Origin of the sequence: Sphingomonas sp. Leaf62 (assembly GCF_001421915.1) — a bacterium.
GTDB lineage: Bacteria > Pseudomonadota > Alphaproteobacteria > Sphingomonadales > Sphingomonadaceae > Sphingomonas.
The window spans coordinates 30,086-52,344 of record NZ_LMLN01000001.1; the positions used below are offsets into that span (position 1 = coordinate 30,086).

Here is a 22,259-nt window from a genome sequence, read left to right on the forward strand (position 1 = left end):
CTAGCCGGTCGGGTGGCGAAAGCCAAGCGTCGCGGCGCCGTTCAGCGGGTGACCGGAACATGCTGCGGCGCAAAAGGTTGCCCGTCCATGCGCGACGTACAACGGTTTCTGAACACGCTGCCCCCGGCCGCCGCCGATCTCGCCACCGTCGCGATATCGGTATTGGCGGCCCTGTTGTTGCATGCCGCCGTGTTCCGGTTGCTCCAGCGCTTCGCACAGCGCACGCCGGGGTCGGTCGACGACGTCTATGTCGACCATGCGTGGCGGCCGATGCGCTGGATCCTGATCGCCATGGTGTTGGCCAGTGTCCGCCGGCCGCTGCGCCTTCCCGAACGCTGGGACGATCTGTGGACGCAGGTCGCCGGCCTCGTCGTGCCGCTGCTGATGGGCTGGTTCGCGATCGCGATGATCCGCGCGTCGGTGAAGGCGATCGAGGTCGCGACCGACATCACCGTCGCCGACAATCTGCGCGCGCGGCGGCGGCGGACGCGCAGTGCCATCCTGGGACGGATCGCAGTGATCGCCATCGGCTTCATCACCATCTGTCTGATGCTGCTGTCGATCCCCAGCATCCGATCGATCGGGGTCACGCTGATGGCCTCGGCGGGTTTGGCCGGTCTCGCGGTGGGTGCCGCCGCACAGCCCGCGCTCAAGAACATCATTGCGGGCGTGCAGATGGCGTTCACCGAACCGATCCGCATCGACGATGTGGTCATCATCGAGAATGAATGGGGCCGGATCGAGGAAATCCGCCTGACCTATGTCGTCGTGCAGATCTGGGACGAACGACGCCTCGTCGTCCCGGTATCCAAATTCCTCGAATCGAGTTTCCAGAACTGGACGCGCACGACCAGCGGCCTGCTGGGATCGGCGTTCTTCTGGCTCGACCCCACGACCAACATTCCCCGCCTGCGCGCGCGGTTCGAGGAACTGGTGAAGAGCGATCCGCTCTGGGACGGGCGGGCCTATGTGCTGCAGGTGACCGATACCAAGCCCGACGCGATCGAGGTCCGCATCCTCGCCACCGCTTCCGACGCCGCCCGCGCGTTCGACCTGCGCTGTTCGCTACGCGAGGGGATGCTGGCCTATATCCGCGACGAGATGCCCGAAGCGTTGCCGCGCCGGCGTCTCGCCATCGACCAGCCCGATCCTATCCCCGGCGCGCCGCGATGAACGCATCGACATTGCGCCCGAGCACCGTCATCGGCACCCCGCCGCCCTGCACGACCGCATCGTTGAACGCCTTGAAGTCATAGCGTCCGCCAAGCGCGGTCTTCGCCCGATCGCGCAGCCGGTTGATCTCCGAGTGGCCGACCTTGTAGCCGCAGGCCTGCCCCGGCCACGAACAATAGCGATCGACCTCGCCGGTCACCTCGTCGACGCTCGATCCGTTGGTGCTGGCGAACCAGTCGATCGCCTGGCCGCGGGTCCAGCGTTTGGCGTGCAGCCCGGTATCGACCACCATCCGGCACGCGCGGAACGCGATCGACTGGAGATAGCCGAGCCGCCCGACCGAATCGCCCTCATACGCGCCCAGTTCGTCGCCCAGTTGCTCGGCGTAGAGCGCCCACCCTTCCGAAAAGGCGTTGAATTGCAGCAGCGAGCGGATCAGCGGCAGGCGGAAGCTATATTCCCCCTGCCAGACATGGCCGGGAATCGCTTCGTGATACACCAGCGTCGGCAACGAATAGCGGGTCCAGATGCCGGTCGTGCGCAGGTTGATCCACATCTTGCCCGGCACCTTGCCGTCGATCGAACCCGCCCCGCCATAAGCACCCGGCGCACCCGCTTCCTCGACCGGCGGGATGCGGCGGACCTCGACATTGCCCGGTGCCAGCGTGTTGAACGCACGCGGCATCCGGGCGCGGATATCGCGCAGACGGTTCTGCACCAGCTCCATGATCTGCGCGCGTCCGGCATCGCCTTCGGGAAAGATGAAGCGCGGGTCCTTGCCCAGCGCCGTCATCCGCGCGCCGACACTGCCCTTGCTATAGCCCAGCCCCTTCAGGATCACGTCCATCTGCGACTGCAACCGTGCCAGTTCGTCGCGGCCCATCGCATGGACCTCGTCAGGCGTCATATTGGTCGTGGTCGATGCCCGCAGCCCCCAGCGATACCACGCGTCACCATCCGGCCGCGCCCACATGCCGGCATCGGAGGTCGCCTTCTTCCGGTCGTCCTGCATCGCTGCCAATTGTCGTTCCAGCGCCGGCTTGACCTTGTCGCGGGCGATGGCGGCCGCCTGATTGCTCCAGTCGCCGGGAATGTCCCGGGTACGCCGCGTGAGCGACGTCACCACGTCCCAGCCTGCCGGTTCGCCTGCCAGCGACTGCGTCATCTGCTTCAACGTCTTGTCGAGCAGGAAGTCGGGCGGCACCACGCCCCGTGCCGACGCGGCGCGCACCCGCGCCGTCTCCCCATCCAACTGCGTCGCATAGCTTTCCAGCCGTGCCAGATACGCATCGGCATCGGCCTTCGTCGCGATGCTGTGATCGCTGTCGAGGAAGCGCGGCACGTCGAGATACGCGCCGACATTCTGGATCACGACATAGGGCGTGTTGCGCCATCCGCCGACCGCAACGTCGCCATAGGGCAGAGCAAATCCGTCGAGTGCGGTTTCGAACGCGGTCCGCACGACATCGATATCGGTGCGCGTCGCCGCCGAAACCTTGACCGCGTCGATCGTCTTCAGCGTAGCGACATGCGCGCGCAGATGATCGGCGACGGCGCGCTGTCCGGCTGCCGACCGATCGCCCAGCCGCTCCTTCAGCGCCGCGCGCGCGCCGGTATCGATGCCCAGACCGCTAGCGGCCTCGGGCGAATCGACCAGCATCGCCTCGGCGATCCGCGACAGCGTCGCCTCGGCCGCCGTTTCTGCGGCGCTGGCAGCGACGGGCACGTTCTGCGCGCGGGCGGGCAGGGCGGTGGCGAGCGTCGTCGCGGCGGCTCCGGCGATCCAGTCGCGGCGGGTCAGGTCCATCGGCAATCCCTTGTGAACGACGTGTCGCCGCCTTGTCCCGTCCCCGGCGCCGCGCGTCAATCGTCCGCCACGACCGTCAGGGTCGATCCGCTGACCCCGACGATCCGGACGCGGTGGCCCACCGCCAGATCGGGTCCGCGCGCGATCCACTCGCTGTCGCCGACCCGCACGCGGCCGCATCCGCCGACAATCGCCTCGACCACGACGACCTGTTGCCCGATCAGCCGCGCCGCGCGATCGTTCAGCAACGGATCGTCGCTGTCGACCGGATATTCGGCATACCAGCGCCGTCCGATCAGTACCGTTACCACGCTCCACGCACCGAACACCGCCAGCTCGGCCGGTAACGTCAGCGCCGGAAACAGCAGCGACAGCAGCCCGGTGAGCGCCGCCGCGATCGCCACGAATACGACGAATACGCCCGGCACCGCCAGTTCGGCGGCACCGAGCGCCGCCGCCAGCAACAGCCAGCCATAGCCGCCGTCGATCATCGGGCGGGCGGTTCGAACGGACCGACCGGTCGGTCCCGCAGCGCGGGTGCCGGCGTTCCGTCCTTGTGTTCGCCCAGCGCTTCCTTCGCCAACTGGCCGATCCCGCCCAGCGTCCCGATCAACTGCGTCGCCTCGACCGGGAACAGGATCGTCTTGGCATTGGGGCTGGTCGCGAACTTGCCGACCGCCTCGACATATTTCTGGGCAATGAAATAATTGATCGCCTGCGTGCCGCCCGACTTGATCGCGTCACTCACCACTTGCGTGGCCTTCGCCTCGGCTTCGGCGGCACGTTCACGCGCTTCGGAATCGCGGAACGCCGACTCCCGCCGGCCTTCGGCTTCGAGAATGCGGGCCTGTTTCTGGCCCTCGGCGCGCAGGATTTCGGACGCGCGCGTGCCTTCCGCTTCCAGAATGTTCGCGCGCTTCTCGCGCTCGGCCTTCATCTGCCGGCCCATCGCATTGACGATGTCGGCGGGTGGGCGAATGTCCTTGATCTCGACACGGGTGATCTTCACGCCCCATGGGTTGGTGGCGTGGTCGACGACTCCCAGCAACCGGGCGTTGATCTCGTCGCGCTTCGACAGCGTCTCGTCGAGGTCCATCGACCCCATTACCGTGCGCAAATTGGTAGTCGTGATCTGCTGGAGCGCGATATACAGGTCCGACACCTCATAGGCCGCCTTGGCCGGGTCGAGCACCTGAAAGAACACCACGCCATCGGTCGACACCATCGCATTGTCCCGGGTGATGATTTCCTGACCCGGAATGTCGATCACCTGCTCCATCATGTTCACCTTGCGGCCGACACGATAGAAAAAGGCGGGGTAGAAGTTGAACCCGGGCCGGGCGACCGCGGTGAAGCGACCGAAATGTTCGATCGTGTATTGATGCCCTTGCGTGACGATCTTCACGCTCGCGAACAGGTAGAGCAGCACCATCAGGACCAGTGCCGCGATCACGCCCACTATCATCGTTCATCCCCGCTTGCCTCGACCGGGACGGGTCTAGCATAGCGCCCGGATGGAACCCACCATCCCCCTTGCGCCGCGCAGCCTTTTGTTCGTCCCCGCCGCGCGCCCTGGCATGATCGAGAAGGCAGTCGGCCTGCCCGCCGACCTGATCGTCCTCGACCTCGAAGATGCGGTCCGTGCGGATGAAAAGGCGGCGGCGCGCACGGCGTTGCCGGCGGCGATCGGCCGCCTCGGGCTGCGTGCCGCCATTCGGGTTAACGCCCCCGACAGCGAGCATTTCGCCGCCGATCTGGCAGCGATCCGGGACCTCGCCGGTCCGCTGATCGTCGTGCCGAAGGTCGAATGTAGCGCGGAGCTCGCACCCCTTGCCGGGCGCGCGATGCTGGCGATGATCGAAACGCCGCGCGGCGTGCTGGCGGCGGCGGAGATCGCGGCATCGCCCGGCGTGGTCGGGCTGCTGATCGGCACCAACGATCTTGCCGCCGCCTTGCGCCTGCCACCGGATGCGGGCCGGGGGGCGATGATGCTGGCATTGCAGAATGTGGTGCTCGCCGCGCGGGCGGCTGGCGGCTGGGCGATCGACGGCGTGTTCAACGCGCTCGCCGATGCCGACGGGCTGGCACGCGAATGTGCGGAGGGTCGCGCGCTCGGCTTCGACGGAAAATCGCTGATCCACCCCGGCCAGATCGCGGCTGCCAACGCCGCCTTCTCGCCCAGTCCCGCCGAACTGGACGAGGCACGGGCGCTGATTGCCGCCGCGACCGGCGGGGCGGGGCGGTTTCGCGACCGGATGATCGAGGATATGCACGTCGAAACCGCGCGAAGGTTGATCGAACGCGCGCGTTGACGCTTGCCCGTCACGTTTCGGATCGATAGTGGGGCGCATGTCGCTCCGCCCGATCCTCGGACTCGCCGCCCTGCTGTGCAGCGGCTCGTCGGCTCTCGCCCAGCAGATCACGCCACAAATGCTGCGCGACCATGTCGCGGTGCTGGCCAGCGATGCCTATGAAGGCCGTGAACCCGGCACGCCCGGCGGTGACCGGGCCGAAGCCTATGTGTTGCAGGCCTTCGCCGCCGCCGGCCTGAAACCCGGCGCGCCCGATGGCCGCTGGCGGCAGGAAGTGGCGCTGGCCGAATATCGCGCGGGAAAGATCACCGCCGCCGTTCGGCAGGGCGATCGTACCACGCCGCTGACCGCCGATCAGATCGCAGGACTCGGACTGTCCGCCAGGACCGATATCCAGCGCGCGCCGCTCGTGTTCGTCGGGCGCGGCGATCCGGCGCAGATGCGTGGTACGGCGCTGAACGGTGCGATCGCTGTCGTCATCGGCGGTACCGCGCCCGATGCGCCGCCCGTTCCGACCGCCGACCGTAACGCGGTACTGCTGGCGGCGGGTGCGATCGGTGTGCTGCTGATCGCGCCGGCGCAGACACCGTGGACCGATGTCGCGCACAGCTTCACCAGCGCAACCGTCACCGGCACCGCCAAGCGTCCCGATTTCAGCGGAGTCGTGCCCGCGTCGCTCGCCGAAACGCTGCTGGGGCGATCGGCTGCCGATCTGCGGAAAGCCGCCATCGCCGCGGATTTCCGCCCGGTCCGTACCGCGGCGACGATCGACATCGCCGCGACCGGCACCGTCCATCGCTACACCACCGCCAACATCGTCGGCATGATCCCCGGCACGACGCGCCCGAACGAAGCCGTTCTGCTGTCGGCGCATTGGGACCATATCGGCATCTGCCGGCCCGAGGGTGCCCCCGACCGCATCTGTAACGGCGCTGCGGACAATGCCAGCGGCACCGCGATCCTGATCGAGGTCGCCCGCGCGCTGACGAAGGGACCTCGCCCCGAACGCAGCATTTATTTCGTCGCGACGACCGCAGAGGAGAAGGGGTTGATTGGTGCCGACGCCTATGCCGCCGCCGTCGCCGAAACGCCGCTGAAGATCGTCGCGAACCTGAATATCGATACGACCGCGATCATCCCGACCGGGACGCCGGTCGCGATCGTCGGTCGCGGCAATCACCCGAAGATCGACGCGATCGTCGACGCCACCGCCCGTTCGCTCGGCCGCAAGGTCGATACCGATAGCGAGGCGAACATCATGATCCAGCGGCAGGACGGCTGGGCGTTCGGCAAGCGCGGCATTCCCGCGATCATGGCGACCGGTTCGGTCAGCGACATGAAGCAGTTGTTCGCCTATCTTGACGGCCCCTATCACAAACCGAACGACGACCTCGCGCATCTCGACCTGTCGGGTGCTGCCGAGGATGCCGACCTGCATGCCGCGCTCGCCCGCGCGCTTGCCGACCCGATCCGCTACCCCGCCAACTGAAGACGAGACGACGCCTGTTATGGATATCACCCTCGGCCTGACCTTCGACGACGTCCTGCTGGTTCCGCAGGAATCGGACGTGCTGCCCAGCCAGGCCGACCCGCGCACCCGCGTCGCGCGCGATCTGGCGCTCAACATCCCGTTCCTGTCGTCCGCCATGGACACGGTGACCGAAGCCGACATGGCGATCGTCATGGCGCAGCTGGGGGGGATCGGTGTGCTTCACCGCAACCTGACCGTCGAGGAACAGGTCGCGGCGGTGCGCGCGGTCAAGCGGTTCGAAAGCGGCATGGTCGTCAACCCTATCACCATCACCGCCGACGCGCCGCTCTCGGCCGCGCGCGCTTTGATGGGGCGACACCGGATCAGCGGTATTCCGGTCGTCGAGGGTTCGGGCAAGCTGGTCGGTATCCTGACCAACCGCGACGTCCGCTTCGCCGAAAACCCGAACCAGCCCGTCGCCGAACTGATGACGCACGAGAACCTCGCCACGGTCCGCATCGGTGTGTCGCAGGAAGAGGCACGGCGCCAGCTGCATCATCGTCGCATCGAAAAGCTGCTGGTCGTCGATGACGACTATGCCTGTGTCGGCCTCATTACCGTCAAGGATATCGAAAAGGCGGTAACCTATCCCAATGCGACCAAGGACGGGACCGGTCGCCTGCGCGTCGCCGCCGCGACCACGGTCGGGGATAAGGGCTATGAGCGGACCGAGGCGCTGATCGCGGCCGAATGCGACCTGATCGTCATCGACACCGCGCACGGCCATAACCGGCAGGTCGCCGAAGCGGTGAAGCGCGTGAAGGCGATCGCACCGCACGTACAGGTCATCGCCGGCAACGTCGCGACCGGCGAAGCGACCCGCGCGCTGATCGATGCGGGCGCGGACGGGATCAAGGTCGGCATCGGTCCGGGTTCGATCTGCACCACGCGCGTCGTCGCCGGCGTCGGCGTGCCGCAGCTGACCGCCGTCATGGACGCGGCGAAAGCGGCGCAGGGGACGGGCGTTCCGGTCATCGCCGACGGCGGCATCCGCACCTCGGGCGACGTTGCCAAGGCGCTGGCCGCCGGCGCATCGGCGGTGATGATCGGATCGCTGCTCGCCGGTACCGAAGAAGCGCCTGGCGAAACCTTCCTGTACCAAGGCCGCGCCTATAAGAGCTATCGGGGCATGGGGTCGGTCGGTGCGATGGCCAAGGGGTCGGCCGACCGCTATTTCCAGCAGGACATCAAGGATCAGCTTAAGCTGGTACCCGAGGGGATCGAGGGACAGGTCGCGTTCAAGGGACCGGCCAAGGACGTGATCCACCAGCTGGTCGGCGGGGTGAAGGCGGCGATGGGCTATACCGGATCGAACACCATCACCGATCTGCAGGCGCGCGCCCGTTTCGTCCGCATCACCAATGCTGGTCTGCGCGAGAGCCATGTCCATGACGTGACGATCACCCGCGAAGCACCGAACTACCCGACGCGCTGAGGATCGCCGGCTGCGTGTCGATTGCGGCACGCAGCCTTTTCCATCCTTCCGTTCCCTTTCCCGCTGCCATGCGTTTGACCGTCCGACACCACGCCCGCGTCTTCGCGTACTGGATTGATCTAGGTTATGTTGATAGCGTCGGGCATGGTTTTTCTGGACAGTAGCGCATGACCCCGGCGGCACGTACCCAGGCTGCGATCGATCTGGTCGATGCGATCCTCGATGCCGCGCGTACAGGCGGCGCGGCGGGCGATCAGGTCGCCAAACGGTTCTTCGCCGCGCGCCGCTATGCCGGGTCGAAGGATCGGCGCGCGATCCGCACGCTTGCTTATGACGCGGTTCGCCGGTTCGGTGCGGTGCCGGTCAACGCTCGCGCCGCGATCGTCACACTGGCCGAAAGCGACCAGGATCTTGCCGCGACGTTCGACGGTTCGTCCTACGGCCCCGCGCCGATCGCTGCGGAGGAGCCCCGCGCCGAACCCGCCTATGCCCCGGCATGGCTCGCCGATGCACTGCGGAACTCCGGGCTGAACGACGCCGACCTTGCCGCGCTGCTGGAACGCGCGCCGCTCGACATCCGCGTCAACCGGCTGCGCACCGATCGCGATACGTTGCTCGACGAACTGGGTGGCGAGCCGGCGACCGACCTGCCCGACGCGATCCGACTGCCCGCCGACACGCTGCCAGCCAGCGAAGCGCTGCGCGACGGACGCGCCGAAGTCCAGGATTTCGGTAGCCAGATCGTCGCACTCGCCGCCTGCGCCGAACCGGGTGGCTTCGCCATCGACCTGTGCGCCGGTGGCGGCGGCAAGACGCTGGCGATCGCTGCCCAGATGGCGGGGGAGGGGCGCATCCTTGCCACCGATACCGATCGCCCGCGTCTGTCGCGCCTTGCCCCCCGCGCCGCACGTGCCGGGGTGTCGATCGCCGAACCCCGCCTGCTTGATCCGGGCAAGGAAACGGCGATGCTGGCCGATGTCGCCGGGCAGGCCGATTGGGTGGTGGTCGACGCCCCGTGTTCGGGTACCGGCACGTGGCGGCGCAACCCGGAGGCGCGCTGGCGGCTGACGCCCGAAAGGCTTGACCGGGTGGTCGCGACACAGAAGCGGTTGCTCGATATTGCAGCCGGCCTTACGTCGCCGACCGGCACGATTACCTATGTGGTCTGTTCGCTGCTCGACGCCGAAGGGGCGGGTCAGGTCGATGGCTTTCTGAAGCGCAATCCCGAATGGCGCGCGCTGCCGCTTGCATTGCCGCGCGGGCGCGTCCACGGTCGCGGAATGCGCCTGACCCCGGCATCCGATTCAACCGACGGCTTCTTCGTCGCACGGCTCGGTCGGGGATAAGGCTGTGTCGCGTTCGGAGAAGTTGATGCGGTTCACCTCGGTTTCGGTCGCGGCCGCGCTCGCGCTGGTATGCGCTTCGACGTCGCTCAGCGGGCAGCGTCCCGATAACCAGATCGACCCGCGTTCGACCGCTCTGCTGCAACAGGGGCGCGCGGCACAGGCATCCGGCAATATCGAGGGCGCGGTCGGACTGATCGAAAGCGCCCTCGTGGTCGATCCTCGCAACCGGCCCGCCTATATCGCGCTGGCCGATATTGCACGCGGGCAGGGATTGCCGGGAAAATCCATCCGCCTGTATCGCGAGGCGCTGAGCCTCGAACCCAATGACGTCGTCGCGCTGAAGGGCGAGGGTGAGGCGCTGGTCCAGAAGGGCGCTGTCACCAAGGCGCGCGAAACGCTTGCAAAGCTGAAGACCGTGTGCGGTGCTACCTGCCCGGCGAGCGACGAACTGGCAGCGTCCATCGCCAACGGTCCGCCGGTGACTGCGACCGCGCTCCAGACTCCACCGGCGGTACCGGTGCCGGGCAAGGTCGCTCCGACGAACCAGTAATCGCCTTTGCGCGGTCATGTGCGGCGCTTGGCATCGAAAACGCAGGGAGAGATGCGATGCAACGTGCGATGCTGCTGCTTCTGGGCCTGGCCGCGACGCCTGCAATGGCCCAGTCTGCCGATGAACGGGTGCCGGTCATTCAGGTTCTGGGTGTCGGCACCGTATCCACGCCGGCCGACGTGGCGACCATCTCTTATTCCGTCATCGGCGAAGGCAAGACCGCCGACGACGCCAGCGTGACCTTGGCAACGAAGCAGCGGGCGATCGTCGCGGAGTTGACGGCGTTGCTCGGGCGTGGCGCGCGATTGTCGTCGGGGGAGGTGAGCGTAATCGAAGCCCGATCCGACAAATGCGAGAATTTCACTGGTTATAACAGCCGCCCCCGACTGAGCGACGGGAATTGCGCCGTTACCGGATACATCGCGATCTTGCAGGGCACGGCGCGGACGGGTGCGGTCGATCGGGCCGGGACCGCCGTCGGTGCCGTCGCCCGACTAGGGGCGCGGGATGCGCGGATACAGGGGTTCTCGTTGCGCGATCCAGCGGAAGCACAACGCCGCGCAACCGCCGCCGCGATCGCTGCCGCCCGCGCCAAGGCGGAGGTGATGGCCGCCGGTGCTGGCGTCCGGCTTGGCGAATTGCTGGCGTTGCACGATCCGAACGCGCAGATGGACATGGCGATTTCGGCCGACGATATTGGGTCGATGAGCCTCGCTAACGCGCGTCCGAGGGTGGAAATCGCCGTTTCGCCCAAGGCGATCGAGACGCAGGCCCGTGTGAGCGCCCGGTACGCGATCCAGCGGTAAGGCTCGGCGGCTATCCGGTTCGGCTACCGTCCAGCACCCGCGCCATCGCCACGAATTCCGCAACGCTGACCGTTTCCGCGCGACGCGTCGGATCGATGCCGATCGCTTCCGCTGCGTCGATCGCGCCCGGCACTGACTTCAAACTCTGCCGCAACATCTTGCGTCGCTGTCCAAATGCGGCGGCGGTCAGGCGTTCCAGTGTCTTGAGCAAAACGCCTTCAGGTGCATCGGTCGGGACGACATGCACCACCGCCGACATGACCTTCGGCGGCGGAGTGAAGGCGCTGCGATGCACCGGCATCGCGATGCGCGCCGCACTCCGCCACTGCGCCAGTACGGCCAGCCGCCCGAACGCGTCGTCATTGGCACTGGCGACGATCCGGTCCGCCACCTCGCGCTGGAACATCAGCGTCAGGCTTTGCCACCACGGTTCCCACGCCGCCGACAGCCAGCCGACGAACAGCGCGGTGCCGACATTATAGGGCAGGTTGGACGCGATATGCGGCCGCCCCGCGAACAGCGACGGCGCATCAATCTCGAGGGCGTCGCCTTCGATCACGCGCAAGCGTCCGGGAAACGCCGCGCCCAGTTCGTCGAGTGCCGGAATGCACCGCCGGTCGCGCTCGATCGCGGTCACCTTCGCCCCGGCCAGCAACAGCCCGCGGGTCAGGCCGCCCGGCCCCGGGCCGACCTCCAGCACCTCCTGATCGTGCAGATCGCCGGGTACGCGCGCAATCCGGTCGAGCAATTGCTGATCGAACAGGAAATTCTGCCCTAGCGCCTTGTTCGCCGACAGATCGTGCCGCTTGATGACCTCCCGCAGTGGCGGCAGGTCGCCGACCGGAGCAACGCTCACGCGGCGGCCCGGCGGGCGGCGGCTTCGCCCGCCATCCGGATCGCGGCGATCATCGCGCCCGGCTCCGCCATGTCCCGGCCGGCGATGTCGAAGGCGGTGCCATGATCGGGCGAGGTCCGCACGATCGGCAGGCCCAGCGTAATGTTGACGCCGTCGTCGAAGTGCAGCGTCTTGATCGGGATCAGCGCCTGGTCGTGATAGGCGCACAGCGCCGCATCGTATCGCGCCCGCGCGCGGGGATGGAACATGGTGTCGGCCGCCAGCGGCCCGACGATATCGATCCCTTCGGCCCGCAATAGCTCGACCGCGGGGATCATCACGTCGATCTCCTCGCGTCCGATCGCGCCGCCTTCGCCGGCATGCGGATTGAGTCCGGCCAGCGCAAGGCGCGGTGCCCCGATCCCGAAATCGCGGATCAGGCCGCGCGCCGTCACCCGCGCCCGCGCGAGCAGCAGTTCCACCGTCAGCACCCGTGGCACGGCCGCCAATGGTTCGTGGATCGTCACCGGCACCACGCGCAAGGTCGGGCCGGCGAGCATCATCACCGCATTCTCACGCGCCACGCCGCAGCGTTCGGCGACGAATTCGGTCTGCCCCGGATAGTCGAAACCGACCCGGTACAGATCGGCCTTGGACACCGGGGCCGTCACCAGTCCCGACACCGCATCCGATCGCGCCAGTCCGGCGGCCAGCTCGAGCGACTGCAACGCACAGCGTGCCCCCCCGATATCGGGCCGTCCGGGTACGATCGCTTCGTCATCGACCACCGACACGACCGGCAGCGCACGGCGAAACACGTCTGCGGCATCGCGCGGTTCGTCGATCCGCTCGACCGGCCCGTTCCACACCGCCGATACCGCGCGCACGTCACCGACGGCAAAGAAACATGGCAGCTTCTCGCTGTCGCGCCGTTCCCACGCCTTGGCGATCACCTCCGGGCCGATCCCGGCGGGATCCCCCATCGATATGGCGAGAGGAGCTATTCCCCGCATCGCGCGCGCTGCCTCAGCGATACTCGATCACCGCGTCCCGCCGCAGATCGCGCATCATGCGCTGCGCCCGCAGGTTGACGCGTTCCTGCTCCAGGCCCTGCTGGATCTGCGCCGCACTGGGTAAGGCACCGTTGCGTGGGTCCTCGCGACCGCACAGCACCAGCACGCGCACACCGTCCTTGGGCGAACCGAAGGGCGGAGTCGCCTGTCCCACGTTCAGTTTCAGGATGATTTCCTGCAACGCCGGCGGCAGGCTGCGGACGGTCACCGCGTCGTTGTCGACGATTTCCGCCTTTTGCATCTGCGCGATCTTGGTCGCGTCGCCGCACCCGCGGATCGTCTGCGTCGCTTCGGTGAAGGCCGCGACCTTCGCGCTCGCCTGCGCTTCGGTCGTGCCGGCGGGGAAGGGCAGGAACAACTGCCGCAGCGCCAGCTTGGCGTCGCGCGGATCGGCGGTCAGCACCTGCCGCTTGTCGGTCAGATACAGGATCGAATAGCCGCCCGGCACTTCGATGGGTCCGGCGATCTGCCCGACCTGCATCTGTTGCGCGGCCCGCTGCAACGGTTCGGGCAGCATGTTCAGCCGCACGAAGCCCAGATCGCCACCGACCGCACGGGTCGATGCTTCGGAGAAATTACGCGCGAAATATTCGAACGGCGCACCCTGCCGGATCTGCTCGACCATCTTGGTCATGCCCGCCTGCACCTCGGCGGCGCGATCGGGCGTGGCGCTCATGTAGATTTCGCGCAGGCTGTATTCTTCCGCGCCCTTGGATTCCTCCATGCGCTTGATGACGGCGGCGACTTCTTCCTCGCCGACGTTCACGAACGGTTCTACCTGCCGCCGCAGCAACCGGCTCCACGCCAGCTCGCCCTCGATCTGCCGCCTGAGCGAACGATCCGACGACCCGACGGTGCGCAGATAGGCGCGCAGCTGGTCGGGCGTCTGGTTGAAACGCTGCTTGGCCAGCCGGTTGAAGCTCTGCTCCAGTTCGGCCGGCGTGACGGTGATGTCCTTCGCTTTCGCCTGCTGGATCTGCAGCGTCTCGTCGATCAACTGGCGCACGACCTGCTGGCGCAGCACCTCGCGGTCCGCGTCGCTCAGCTTGAAATCGTTCAGCGCGACGATCAGCGCCATCCGCTGGTCGACATCGGTGCCGGTCAGCACCGTATCGTTCACGATCGCGGTCGGCTTGCGGATGTTCGGGTCCAGCTTCCCGAAGATGATCGGGTTGCCGGGAAGGTTCAGGTTGGCGCCGGGTACCTCCTGCCCGTCGCTGACGGTCTGCGCCGCCAGCGTGGCGGCGGCGGCGATCGCGACGAAGCCGGCGATCGAACGGCCGATGCGGCCGACATTCACGATGTTCTTGGTCACTTGGTCGTCATATCCCATGCGCGCGAAATCAGGGCGGTGCCGCACCATTCGGGCAAATTCATGACCCGCCGCGCCTGAACAGGGCCTTATCGCCCAAGGTTCTTCAATGCCAGCGTTACCAGATAGCTGCTACCGCTGCGCGCGTCACCGATCCGCTGGTAATCGCGCTTCCACGTCAGCCCCAGCCGCAGGCAGTCGTCCTCATACTGGACGCCCAGCCGGTGACGGATCGGGTCATAACCATCGGACAGCGATAGCGAATCCTCCGATTTGTCGGTCAGATCGACCGTCGCCGATCCGAACGCCGACCAGAACGGACCATAAGCGATGCGACCCGCCACGCGGATTTCCTCGCGGTCCTGCAAATCTTCCAGTTCGTCGATATCGCGATTGAGCCGGAGATATCCGACCTGCAGATACGTCCGGCGGCTGCCGACCGTCGCGTCCAGTTCGTTGCGACGAATCTTCAGCCCGTCCTTGTCGAGCCGGTAGCGATGGGTGAAGCTGACCAGCTCGCGGAACCGGATATCGGTCCGCCCGACGATATCGGACCAGCGATCGTCCAGCCCGGTGCCGCTCGGCAGGATGCTGGCGCGCTCGCTCGCGCGATAGCTTTGCCCGACCGTCGCCGCGACCGTCATGCCGGGCAGATCGAGCGCATAATCGAGGCCGTAGGTGATGCGCGACGAATCCTCGAACCGGTCATATCCGGCAAAGCGATTCAGCGCGAACAGGTTGGAATCCTCTAGGTCGACGGCGCGGGCATCCTCGTTCGGGACCGCCAGATTCGCGATCTTCGGCGAAGCCACCAGCTGCACGCGCGGGCTGATCCGCTGCGTACCCGCCCCGAGCGGCCCGACGAACGGCCAGCGGACGTCGATCGCCGCCGCTGCGATGCCGCGCAGGGTGAAGCCTTCATCGCCGCGATAGCTCAGGACCGCCGTATCGATCGTGTCGCGCGCGTTATAGGCGTCGCCGCGCGCATAGGCGGTGAAGGTCACTTCCTGCCCCAGCGGCGTGTAGCGGGTCAGGTCCCAACGCGCGGCGGCGAACGCGCGCTGCGTATCCTGCCCCTCGCTGCGGCCGATCGCCAGCGTGTTGAGCTGCACCTGTGCGACCCCGCCCAGCAGGCCGTTGAACCGGCGTCGGTAATCGAGTTCGGGCAGCGCGACCGGCTGCATCCCCTGATCGTCGCCGACCCGCAGCGTCTGCACCGCCCAGCCGCTGATCGTCAGCATCGAATCGCGATCGATCCGCTCGACCGTCACATTGTTGCGGAGGCGGTCGTCGCGCGAAATGTCGTAGCGGCGCAGGAACGTCTGGTCGGTGGTATAGCGCAACGATCCCGACACTGCCCAGTTCGGATCGAGCTGAAACCGTCCGACCGCGTCGAGATAGCCGCGAAACGACTGTTCGCTGCCGGTCGGCACGATGCCGAGGACCAGATCGTCGCTCCGCCGGCTGACCGTCGCATAGCCCTGAACCCGGTACGCGCCGTTCGCCGTCAGGGCGCGATACTCGCCCTGCACCATCGGCAGGACGGCGGTGTAGACGTGCGGCGTGATCGTTAGGTCGCGATTGGGCGCGAGGTTGAAATAATAAGGGACGGCAACCTCGACCCCGTTGACGCGGTCGAGCCGGATCGACGGTGCCAGCAGTCCCGAATCGCTGCCATCGCCGATCGAATGCGAAAAGGACGGCAACGGGATGGCCGGCAGGCCGAAGATGGTCAGCCCCGCGCCGGTATAGCGGATGCGCTTGCGCGTCGGATCGTAGCGGACGCGGATCGCGGTGATCTTCCACGACGGCTCTTTCGGGCATCCCGCCGAATTGGTCACCGAACAGGGCGTATAGGCCGCGCTTTCGACCGTCACGACGCCGTTTTCGGACCGGGTGCCGCGTTTCGCCGCGATCCGCCCGCCTTCGTCGAGCACGACCAGCATATTGTCGACCACGCCGTCCTTCAGCGTGTCGGTCAGTTCGATCCGGTCGCCATAGGCCACGTCGCCCTGCGGGTTGGTCACCGCGATATTGCCGTCGGCGACGACCTGGCCGGTCTTGCGGTTCCACGTCACCCGGTCGGCGCGCAGCCGGTTGCCGTCGCGCAGCAGCCGCACCTCACCGCTGGCGGTGACGATATCGGCGTTACTGTCATATTCCAGCAGGTCCGAGGAAAAATCGATCTGGTCGCTAGTCGGTGCGGTCGGCAGCGCTTGTTCGGGCGCGGGCGGCGGCTTGGGCCGATCCTGCAGTTCCTGCGCAAACGCCGGCCCGCCGAACGCCAATGTCAACCCAAGGGCAAGCGACCCGATCGAACGCACCACTAGTCCCGCTTCCCCAGCACCGTCGCCGCCCCATGGCGAGCCTGTCGCCTGTGCCTATCGCATCGTGCAGCGGGAACCGCAATCGCCGTCCACCCGCTTTACCTGCCCACGCCCTGCGGCCTAGAAGAGCGAGCGCCGTAGCGCGCCAGCGTAGAAGGAAGTGCATGTCGATCTCGATCCAGTTCGCCCCCGACCGGGGAACCGCCGCCGCCCTCGTCCTGCCCGTCGCTACGGGAGGGCTCGACCGGATCGCCGCGGCCGGGCTGGACGATGCGACCGCTACGCTGGTCGCCGGTGCTGCCCGTGCCGGCCGGTTCGAGGGGGAAGCCGGTTCGATGGCCGAAATCTTCGTCGCCGGTGAAGGCGACAGCGCCAACCGCGTCATCCTGCTCGGCATCGGTGCCGGCGACGGCGCGGCGCTGGAAAAGGCGGGCGGCGCGCTGACCGGGCGTTTCCTGCTGTCGGGCCTGACCGACCTGACCGTCGATTTTGCCGGCACCGACGCATCGGCGGCATCGGTCGCGCGCTTCGCGGCGACGGCGGCCCAGCGCGGCTGGCGGCAGGATGGCTATCGGACGAAAATGCCCGAAAAGTCCAAGCCGACGCTGTCGACGATCACCATCGCCAACGCGCCGGACGGTATCGACGACGCCTTCGTCGCCGCCGATGCAATCACGCAGGGGATGGACCTGACCCGCACGCTGGTCACCGACCCGCCGAATATCCTGTACCCGGTCAGCTTCGTCGAAAAGTGCCGCGAACTGACCGAACTGGGCGTGGAACTGACCATCCTCGACGAACGGCAGATGGCCGAACTGGGCATGGGCGCGCTGCTCGGCGTCAGCCTCGGTTCGGAAAAGGAGGCGCGCCTGCTGGCGATGCGCTGGAACGGGAAAGGTCAGGGCGACGTCGACCTCGCATTGGTTGGCAAGGGCGTGACCTTCGACACCGGCGGTATTTCGCTGAAGCCCGGACCCGGCATGGAGGACATGAAGTGGGACATGGGCGGCGCGGGCGCGGTCGCCGGCACGATGAAGGTGCTCGCCACGCGCAAGGCGAAGGCCAATGTCGTCGGCGTCGTCGGGCTGGTCGAGAACATGCCCGATGGCAAGGCGATGCGCCCCGGCGACGTCATCACCAGCATGTCGGGCCAGACGATCGAGGTGCTCAACACCGATGCCGAAGGTCGTCTCGTCCTGTGCGACGTGCTGACCTGGGTCCAGAAAACGCATTCGCCCAAGACGATCGTCGATCTTGCCACGCTGACCGGTGCGATGATCGTGTCGCTCGGCAGCGAGCATGGCGGGATGTTCGCCAACGACGATTCGCTGGCCGACCAGTTGCTGGCCGCATCGCGGGAATCGGGTGATCTGTTGTGGCGCTTCCCGCTGTCGCCCGCCTATGACAAGCTGATCGACAGCCCGATCGCCGACATGAAGAATATCGGGCCGCGCGGCGCCGGGTCGATCACCGCCGCGCAGTTCCTGAAGCGGTATATCGACGACGGCGTCCGCTGGGCGCATCTCGACATCGCCGGGATGGTGTGGGCCGACAAACCCGGCAATCACCACGACAAGGGTGCGACCGGCTTCGGTGTGCGCCTGCTCGACCGGTTCGTGACGGATAATTTCGAACAGTAACGTCATTCCCGCGCAGGCGGGGATCCATAAACGCTGATCTGGCGGCTCCATCGAGGTCGTCAGCGGATATGGGTTCCCGGCTGCGCGGGAACGACGCGTGGGCACAGCCATGAAAGTCGACTTCTACCACCTGACCCGCAGCCCGCTCGACCGCGTGCTCCCGCGCATCGCCGCCCGCCTCCACGGCGACGGCGAGCGGCTGTTGCTGGTATCCGACGATGCCGACCAGCGCCGCGATCTCGACATGCTGCTCTGGACCTACGCACCCGACAGCTTCCTGCCGCACGCGCAGGCCGGGGCAGGGGACGACAGCCGGCAAGCGGTCCTGATCGCCGCCGACGCCACCCCCGCCAACGCCGCGCGCAACATTGCGATCGTCGACGGGCAGTGGCGCGACGAAGCGCTGACGTTCGACCGGGCGTTTCACTTCTTCGGCGAAGACCATATCGCCGCCGCCCGCGGCGCGTGGAAAGCCCTTGCCGAGCGCGACGGCGTCGAACGCCGGTACTGGCGGCAAGGCGACAATGGTTGGGAGCAGGCGGCGTAACGCTTGCCTGCCGCGCGGTGCCCGACTAGGGGGACCGTCAACTTCCAACCAGCAACGCAGGAGCTGCGACCACCATGGCCGCCACCCGTACCTTTTCGATCATCAAGCCCGATGCGACCCGCCGCAACCTGACCGGCGCCGTCACCAAGATGCTGGAGGAAGCCGGCCTGCGCGTCGTCGCTTCGAAGCGCATCCAGATGACCCGTGAACAGGCCGAAGGCTTTTACGGCGTGCACCGTGAGCGTCCATTCTTCAACGACCTGGTGTCGTTCATGATTTCGGGTCCGGTCGTCGTGCAGGTCCTCGAAGGCGAAGACGCCGTCCAGAAGAACCGCGACATCATGGGCGCGACCAACCCGGCGAACGCCGATGCCGGCACGATCCGCAAGGAACTGGCCGAATCGATCGAAGCCAATTCGGTCCATGGGTCGGATTCGGAAGAGAATGCGAAGATCGAGATCGACTTCTTCTTCAAGCCCGAAGAGATCGTCGGCTGATCGAACAGCTAATGTGAAAAAGGCCCGCTTCCCTGTCGGGGAGCGGGCCTTTTTTGTGTTTGCGCTGCGTGGGAGCAGACGGCGCCGATCGGTTCGTGCCGAGTAGGGACTGAGCGAAGTCGAAGAAACGTATCGAGGCACCTGTTGCGGTCCTTCGATACGCCATTTCGACAAACTCAATGCCTATTCAGGAAGAACGGTAACCTTGCGGCCGGAAATACTCCGCTAGTTGTCCACCGCTCAACCCCGTTCGGTTCGAGCAGCTTCGAGCTTGTCGAGAAGCGCCCGTCGAGAACGCGGTCGCTTGAGGCAACCCCGTCCCGACTGCGGTTCGCGCCAAGTTCGAACCAAACGGAATGGGCCAGCGAACGGTAAAAAGGGAAGGGGCCGAAGCCCCGACCCTTACTTGACCGCCGCAGTCGCCGCGACCGCGACCACCGGCGTCCCGACCGAAACCGCTGCCGTGGCCGGCACCGCAACCGGCGTCGCCGATTCGGTGAACGCCTTCAGTTCCCGCCCGGCCGGGATGCGCGCGCTCTTGCCGGTGACGAACGGCGCCGCCGGCCACAGCAGCGCCACCGACGCGACCGTCGCAACGGTATTGCCTTCGCCTTCCTGACGATACTTTCCGGTCACCGGAATGCGGCGGCCGTTCAGGTCGATCGAGCGGACCTGGATTTCCATCTTGCCCGACTTGCCGAACGCACCCTTGCCGGTCAGCCATGTGACTTCGCCGACGGCGGGCGTGCCCTTCGGGATCACGACATAGTCGCCCAGCATCACGTCGGCGACGACGGTCAGACCGAACTTGTACCCGACGTCGATGCGACCGCCCTTGGTCGTCAGGTCTTCGTTCATCGACAACAATATTTCGGTGTTTGCCGGCAGTTGCGCATTGGCAGCGGCGCCCCCGCGCGCGACGGCGGTCAACGGCACCGCCGAATCCTGCGCAACGGCAGCCGAAACCGACGCGCCAGCGACAGCCGCGACGCAAAGCATCTTCACGATATTCATAAACTTCCCCTCTACTTCCCCCCCATGGGAAGTCGGGGCCGGTATCTATCCGATCACTGTCCGACTGAATAGAGGCGCACCGGTCGTAACTGGACCGAAACGGGGTTAACGCCCGCCTGCTTCCAGCAAGCCGCGCGGTGCTGCCAGTTCCCACGCATGGGCAACGGCATCCTCGACCGCGACGGGATCGCTGTCGGCGTCGATCTCCATCCAGCCATCGTCGCCACGCACGGTCGTACTGTCGCCGACGATCCGCACGAAATCATTACCTTCGACCGAAAATACCGTCGCCTCACCCGCGTCGCGCTCTTCGGTGGCCGGCAACACCTTCACGGCTTCACGAATATGGTCGAACATGTCGGTCATCGCGTCACAAACTCCGCCAGGGTAAGGGGGTAGAGCCGGTGTTCCTCCACCAGCACCCGCGCCGCAAGGGTATCGGGGGTATCGTCGGGCAGGATCGGAACGCGCGCCTGCGCCAATACGCTCCCGGCATCCAGCTCTTCGGTCACGACATGGACCGAACAGCCAGCCTGCGTCTCGCCGGCCGCGATCGCACGCGCATGGGTGTCGAGGCCTTTGTAGGCAGGCAGCAACGACGGATGGATATTGACGATCCGGTCGCGCCACGCCGCGACGAATTCGCCGGACAGCAGTCGCATATAACCGGCGAGCGCGATCGTCTCGACCCCCGCCGCCCGCAGCGCGCCGTCGATCGCCGCTTCATACTCCGCCTTGGGAATACCCCGCGGCGACTTCGCGAAGGTCGCGATACCCCGTTCGGCGGCGTGGGTCAGGCCGGCGGCATCGGGCTTGTCCGACGCCACCAGTACGATCTCGTATGGACAATCCGCCTCGCGTGCCGCCGCGACCAGCGCCGCCATATTCGATCCCCGCCCCGAAATCAGGACGCCGACACGGTGTTTAGCCAAGATGCGTCGCGCTCCACTCGCTCCGCGCACTCCACGTGCCGGCGCTCCCCTTGACGGTGCAGCCCTTCTCGCCCGCATCCACGGTGCCGATCCGTACGACCGTCTCCCCGGCTCCCGTCAGCGCGGCCGCGACCGCATCGGCTTCCTCCGCCGAAACCAGCACCGCCATGCCGATCCCGCAATTGAACGTCCGCGCCATCTCACCCGGCTCGATATTGCCCTGCGCCTGTAGGAACGCCATCAACCGCGACTGCTCCCACGCATCCGCGTCGACCGTCGCGTGCGCACCGTCGGGCAGGACGCGCGGGATATTTTCCAGCAAGCCGCCACCGGTAATATGCGCGAGTCCGTGGATGCGCCCTTCGCGCAGCAGCGGCAGCAGCGACTTCACGTAGATCTTCGTCGGCGCCATCAGCGCGTCGATCAGCAGCACGTCCTGATCGAACAGGGCAGGGCGGTCGATCTTCCACCCCTTGTCCGCCGCCAGCCGCCGGACCAGCGAAAAGCCGTTCGAATGGACGCCCGACGACGCCAGTCCGAGGATCACGTCGCCGACAGCGACCTTGTCGCCGGTCAGCAACTGCTCGCGCTCGACCGCACCGACGCAGAAGCCCGCCAGATCGTAATCGCCATCGGCGTACATGCCCGGCATCTCGGCGGTCTCGCCACCGATCAGCGCGCAGCCGGCCTGCCGGCACCCTTCGGCGATCGACGCGACGACCCGCTCGGCGGTATCGGCGACCAGCCGGCCCGACGCGTAATAATCAAGGAAGAACAGCGGCTCGGCACCCTGTACGATCAGGTCGTTGGCACACATCGCGACCAGATCGATGCCGACCCCGTCATGCGCGTCGTGTTCGATCGCCAGCTTCAGCTTGGTACCGACGCCGTCATTGGCCGCGACCAGCAACGGGTCCTTGAATCCGGCGGCCTTGGGGTCGAACACGCCGCCGAACCCGCCCAGTTCGGCATCGGCGCCCGGCCGCTGCGTCGACTTCGCCAGCGGTCCGATGGCGCGCACCAGGGCATTGCCCGCCGCGATCGAGACGCCTGCCTGTGCGTAGGTATAGCCGCCGCCGCGGTCCGCTTCGTTGCTCATACCCGCCCGACTAACCACATCGC

At 66.8% G+C, this 22,259-nt stretch carries 21 protein-coding genes; 10 read left to right on the forward strand and 11 right to left on the reverse strand.

Translation table 11 applies throughout. The annotated features are described in order from the left end of the window. The first annotated feature begins 87 nt into the window (after positions 1–87). Positions 88–1,173 carry a mechanosensitive ion channel family protein gene (locus ASE91_RS00125; RefSeq protein ID WP_056621645.1) on the forward strand — a complete coding sequence of 362 codons (1,086 nt, stop codon included), beginning with the start codon at positions 88–90 and terminating at the stop codon, positions 1,171–1,173. Here ASE91_RS00125 and ASE91_RS00130 read toward each other — a convergent pair. Genes ASE91_RS00130 through ASE91_RS00140 form a run of 3 tightly spaced genes read right to left on the reverse strand, consistent with a single transcriptional unit; the run spans position 1,151 to position 4,445 of the window. Beyond that, the gene (locus ASE91_RS00130) at positions 1,151–2,980 is read right to left on the reverse strand and encodes a DUF885 domain-containing protein (protein ID WP_056621646.1); all 1,830 of its coding nucleotides are present in this window, start codon (positions 2,978–2,980) and stop codon (positions 1,151–1,153) included. The genes ASE91_RS00125 and ASE91_RS00130 overlap by 23 nt on opposite strands. Positions 2,981–3,036: 56 nt before the next feature. Continuing rightward, entirely contained in the window at positions 3,037–3,471 is a 435-nt protein-coding gene (locus tag ASE91_RS00135) for an NfeD family protein (protein WP_056621648.1), read from the reverse strand. Further along, positions 3,468–4,445, reverse strand: coding sequence for an SPFH domain-containing protein (locus ASE91_RS00140; RefSeq protein ID WP_056621650.1), 978 nt, complete (start codon positions 4,443–4,445; stop codon positions 3,468–3,470). Before ASE91_RS00140 ends, ASE91_RS00135 begins: the two co-directional genes overlap by 4 nt. A gap of 49 nt (positions 4,446–4,494) precedes the next feature. On the opposite strand from ASE91_RS00140, the gene ASE91_RS00145 reads away from it, so the two are divergent. From ASE91_RS00145 to ASE91_RS00170, 6 genes are all read left to right on the forward strand, one after another. After that, entirely contained in the window at positions 4,495–5,292 is a 798-nt protein-coding gene (locus tag ASE91_RS00145; RefSeq protein WP_056621652.1) for an HpcH/HpaI aldolase/citrate lyase family protein, read from the forward strand. Between the two features lie 37 nt (positions 5,293–5,329). Then, positions 5,330–6,781, forward strand: coding sequence for a M20/M25/M40 family metallo-hydrolase (locus tag ASE91_RS00150; protein WP_056621654.1), 1,452 nt, complete (start codon positions 5,330–5,332; stop codon positions 6,779–6,781). A 19-nt stretch (positions 6,782–6,800) separates the two neighbouring features. After that, positions 6,801–8,258: an IMP dehydrogenase gene (guaB, locus tag ASE91_RS00155; RefSeq protein WP_056621656.1), complete on the forward strand. Its 1,458-nt coding sequence runs from the start codon at positions 6,801–6,803 to the stop codon at positions 8,256–8,258. Between the two features lie 167 nt (positions 8,259–8,425). Beyond that, complete coding sequence (locus ASE91_RS00160) at positions 8,426–9,604, forward strand: RsmB/NOP family class I SAM-dependent RNA methyltransferase (protein WP_056621659.1); 1,179 nt, start codon at positions 8,426–8,428, stop codon at positions 9,602–9,604. Between the two features lie 25 nt (positions 9,605–9,629). Next, complete coding sequence (locus tag ASE91_RS00165) at positions 9,630–10,154, forward strand: tetratricopeptide repeat protein (RefSeq protein WP_056621661.1); 525 nt, start codon at positions 9,630–9,632, stop codon at positions 10,152–10,154. 68 nt (positions 10,155–10,222) lie between these two features. Next, positions 10,223–10,960 (forward strand): SIMPL domain-containing protein, encoded by a 738-nt coding sequence (locus ASE91_RS00170; RefSeq protein ID WP_235530202.1) that lies wholly within the window; start codon positions 10,223–10,225, stop codon positions 10,958–10,960. 10 nt (positions 10,961–10,970) lie between these two features. Here the strand turns inward: ASE91_RS00170 and rsmA are convergent, their stop codons facing one another. The 4 genes from rsmA to ASE91_RS00190 form a co-directional block, all read right to left on the reverse strand. Next, a complete protein-coding gene (gene rsmA / locus ASE91_RS00175) occupies positions 10,971–11,816 on the reverse strand; it encodes a 16S rRNA (adenine(1518)-N(6)/adenine(1519)-N(6))-dimethyltransferase RsmA (protein ID WP_235530204.1) in 846 nt (281 codons plus the stop codon). Continuing rightward, a complete protein-coding gene (gene pdxA / locus ASE91_RS00180; RefSeq protein WP_082453728.1) occupies positions 11,813–12,808 on the reverse strand; it encodes a 4-hydroxythreonine-4-phosphate dehydrogenase PdxA in 996 nt (331 codons plus the stop codon). The genes rsmA and pdxA overlap by 4 nt, the downstream gene beginning before the upstream one ends. A 13-nt stretch (positions 12,809–12,821) precedes the next feature. Next, on the reverse strand, positions 12,822–14,183 hold the full coding sequence (locus ASE91_RS00185; RefSeq protein WP_082453738.1) for a peptidylprolyl isomerase: 1,362 nt from the start codon (positions 14,181–14,183) through the stop codon (positions 12,822–12,824). 86 nt (positions 14,184–14,269) lie between these two features. Then, positions 14,270–16,474: an LPS-assembly protein LptD gene (locus tag ASE91_RS00190; protein ID WP_235530211.1), complete on the reverse strand. Its 2,205-nt coding sequence runs from the start codon at positions 16,472–16,474 to the stop codon at positions 14,270–14,272. A gap of 203 nt (positions 16,475–16,677) precedes the next feature. On the opposite strand from ASE91_RS00190, the gene ASE91_RS00195 reads away from it, so the two are divergent. The 3 genes from ASE91_RS00195 to ndk all read left to right on the forward strand — a co-directional run bounded on the left by ASE91_RS00195 (position 16,678) and on the right by ndk (position 19,191). Then, positions 16,678–18,147 carry a leucyl aminopeptidase gene (locus ASE91_RS00195; protein ID WP_056621823.1) on the forward strand — a complete coding sequence of 490 codons (1,470 nt, stop codon included), beginning with the start codon at positions 16,678–16,680 and terminating at the stop codon, positions 18,145–18,147. A 109-nt stretch (positions 18,148–18,256) separates the two neighbouring features. After that, positions 18,257–18,694: a DNA polymerase III subunit chi gene (locus ASE91_RS00200; protein ID WP_056003755.1), complete on the forward strand. Its 438-nt coding sequence runs from the start codon at positions 18,257–18,259 to the stop codon at positions 18,692–18,694. 74 nt (positions 18,695–18,768) lie between these two features. Continuing rightward, on the forward strand, positions 18,769–19,191 hold the full coding sequence (gene ndk, locus ASE91_RS00205) for a nucleoside-diphosphate kinase (protein WP_056399893.1): 423 nt from the start codon (positions 18,769–18,771) through the stop codon (positions 19,189–19,191). A 402-nt stretch (positions 19,192–19,593) separates the two neighbouring features. On the opposite strand, the gene ASE91_RS00210 is transcribed toward ndk, so the two are convergent. The 4 genes from ASE91_RS00210 to purM all read right to left on the reverse strand — a co-directional run bounded on the left by ASE91_RS00210 (position 19,594) and on the right by purM (position 22,236). Further along, on the reverse strand, positions 19,594–20,205 hold the full coding sequence (locus ASE91_RS00210) for a hypothetical protein (RefSeq protein ID WP_056621668.1): 612 nt from the start codon (positions 20,203–20,205) through the stop codon (positions 19,594–19,596). 105 nt (positions 20,206–20,310) lie between these two features. Next, positions 20,311–20,571, reverse strand: coding sequence for a hypothetical protein (locus ASE91_RS00215; RefSeq protein WP_056621670.1), 261 nt, complete (start codon positions 20,569–20,571; stop codon positions 20,311–20,313). Further along, positions 20,568–21,140 carry a phosphoribosylglycinamide formyltransferase gene (gene purN / locus ASE91_RS00220; protein ID WP_268795930.1) on the reverse strand — a complete coding sequence of 191 codons (573 nt, stop codon included), beginning with the start codon at positions 21,138–21,140 and terminating at the stop codon, positions 20,568–20,570. Before purN ends, ASE91_RS00215 begins: the two co-directional genes overlap by 4 nt. Continuing rightward, positions 21,130–22,236 carry a phosphoribosylformylglycinamidine cyclo-ligase gene (gene purM, locus ASE91_RS00225; protein WP_056621673.1) on the reverse strand — a complete coding sequence of 369 codons (1,107 nt, stop codon included), beginning with the start codon at positions 22,234–22,236 and terminating at the stop codon, positions 21,130–21,132. The genes purN and purM overlap by 11 nt, the downstream gene beginning before the upstream one ends. Positions 22,237–22,259 lie beyond the last annotated feature (23 nt).

Bases quoted from the DNA above. Each gene is read 5' to 3' on its own strand.
- ASE91_RS00140 (WP_056621650.1), bottom strand. From the start codon at position 4,445: ATGATAGTGGGCGTGATCGCGGCACTGGTCCTGATGGTGCTGCTCTAC.
- ASE91_RS00160 (WP_056621659.1), top strand. From the start codon at position 8,426: ATGACCCCGGCGGCACGTACCCAGGCTGCGATCGATCTGGTCGATGCG.
- guaB (WP_056621656.1), top strand. From the start codon at position 6,801: ATGGATATCACCCTCGGCCTGACCTTCGACGACGTCCTGCTGGTTCCG.
- ASE91_RS00135 (WP_056621648.1), bottom strand. From the start codon at position 3,471: ATGATCGACGGCGGCTATGGCTGGCTGTTGCTGGCGGCGGCGCTCGGT.
- ASE91_RS00215 (WP_056621670.1), bottom strand. From the start codon at position 20,571: ATGACCGACATGTTCGACCATATTCGTGAAGCCGTGAAGGTGTTGCCG.
- pdxA (WP_082453728.1), bottom strand. From the start codon at position 12,808: ATGCGGGGAATAGCTCCTCTCGCCATATCGATGGGGGATCCCGCCGGG.
- ASE91_RS00200 (WP_056003755.1), top strand. From the start codon at position 18,257: ATGAAAGTCGACTTCTACCACCTGACCCGCAGCCCGCTCGACCGCGTG.
- ndk (WP_056399893.1), top strand. From the start codon at position 18,769: ATGGCCGCCACCCGTACCTTTTCGATCATCAAGCCCGATGCGACCCGC.
- ASE91_RS00210 (WP_056621668.1), bottom strand. From the start codon at position 20,205: ATGAATATCGTGAAGATGCTTTGCGTCGCGGCTGTCGCTGGCGCGTCG.
- ASE91_RS00130 (WP_056621646.1), bottom strand. From the start codon at position 2,980: ATGGACCTGACCCGCCGCGACTGGATCGCCGGAGCCGCCGCGACGACG.
- ASE91_RS00165 (WP_056621661.1), top strand. From the start codon at position 9,630: ATGCGGTTCACCTCGGTTTCGGTCGCGGCCGCGCTCGCGCTGGTATGC.
- ASE91_RS00150 (WP_056621654.1), top strand. From the start codon at position 5,330: ATGTCGCTCCGCCCGATCCTCGGACTCGCCGCCCTGCTGTGCAGCGGC.
- purM (WP_056621673.1), bottom strand. From the start codon at position 22,236: ATGAGCAACGAAGCGGACCGCGGCGGCGGCTATACCTACGCACAGGCA.
- ASE91_RS00125 (WP_056621645.1), top strand. From the start codon at position 88: ATGCGCGACGTACAACGGTTTCTGAACACGCTGCCCCCGGCCGCCGCC.
- ASE91_RS00145 (WP_056621652.1), top strand. From the start codon at position 4,495: ATGGAACCCACCATCCCCCTTGCGCCGCGCAGCCTTTTGTTCGTCCCC.
- ASE91_RS00170 (WP_235530202.1), top strand. From the start codon at position 10,223: ATGCTGCTGCTTCTGGGCCTGGCCGCGACGCCTGCAATGGCCCAGTCT.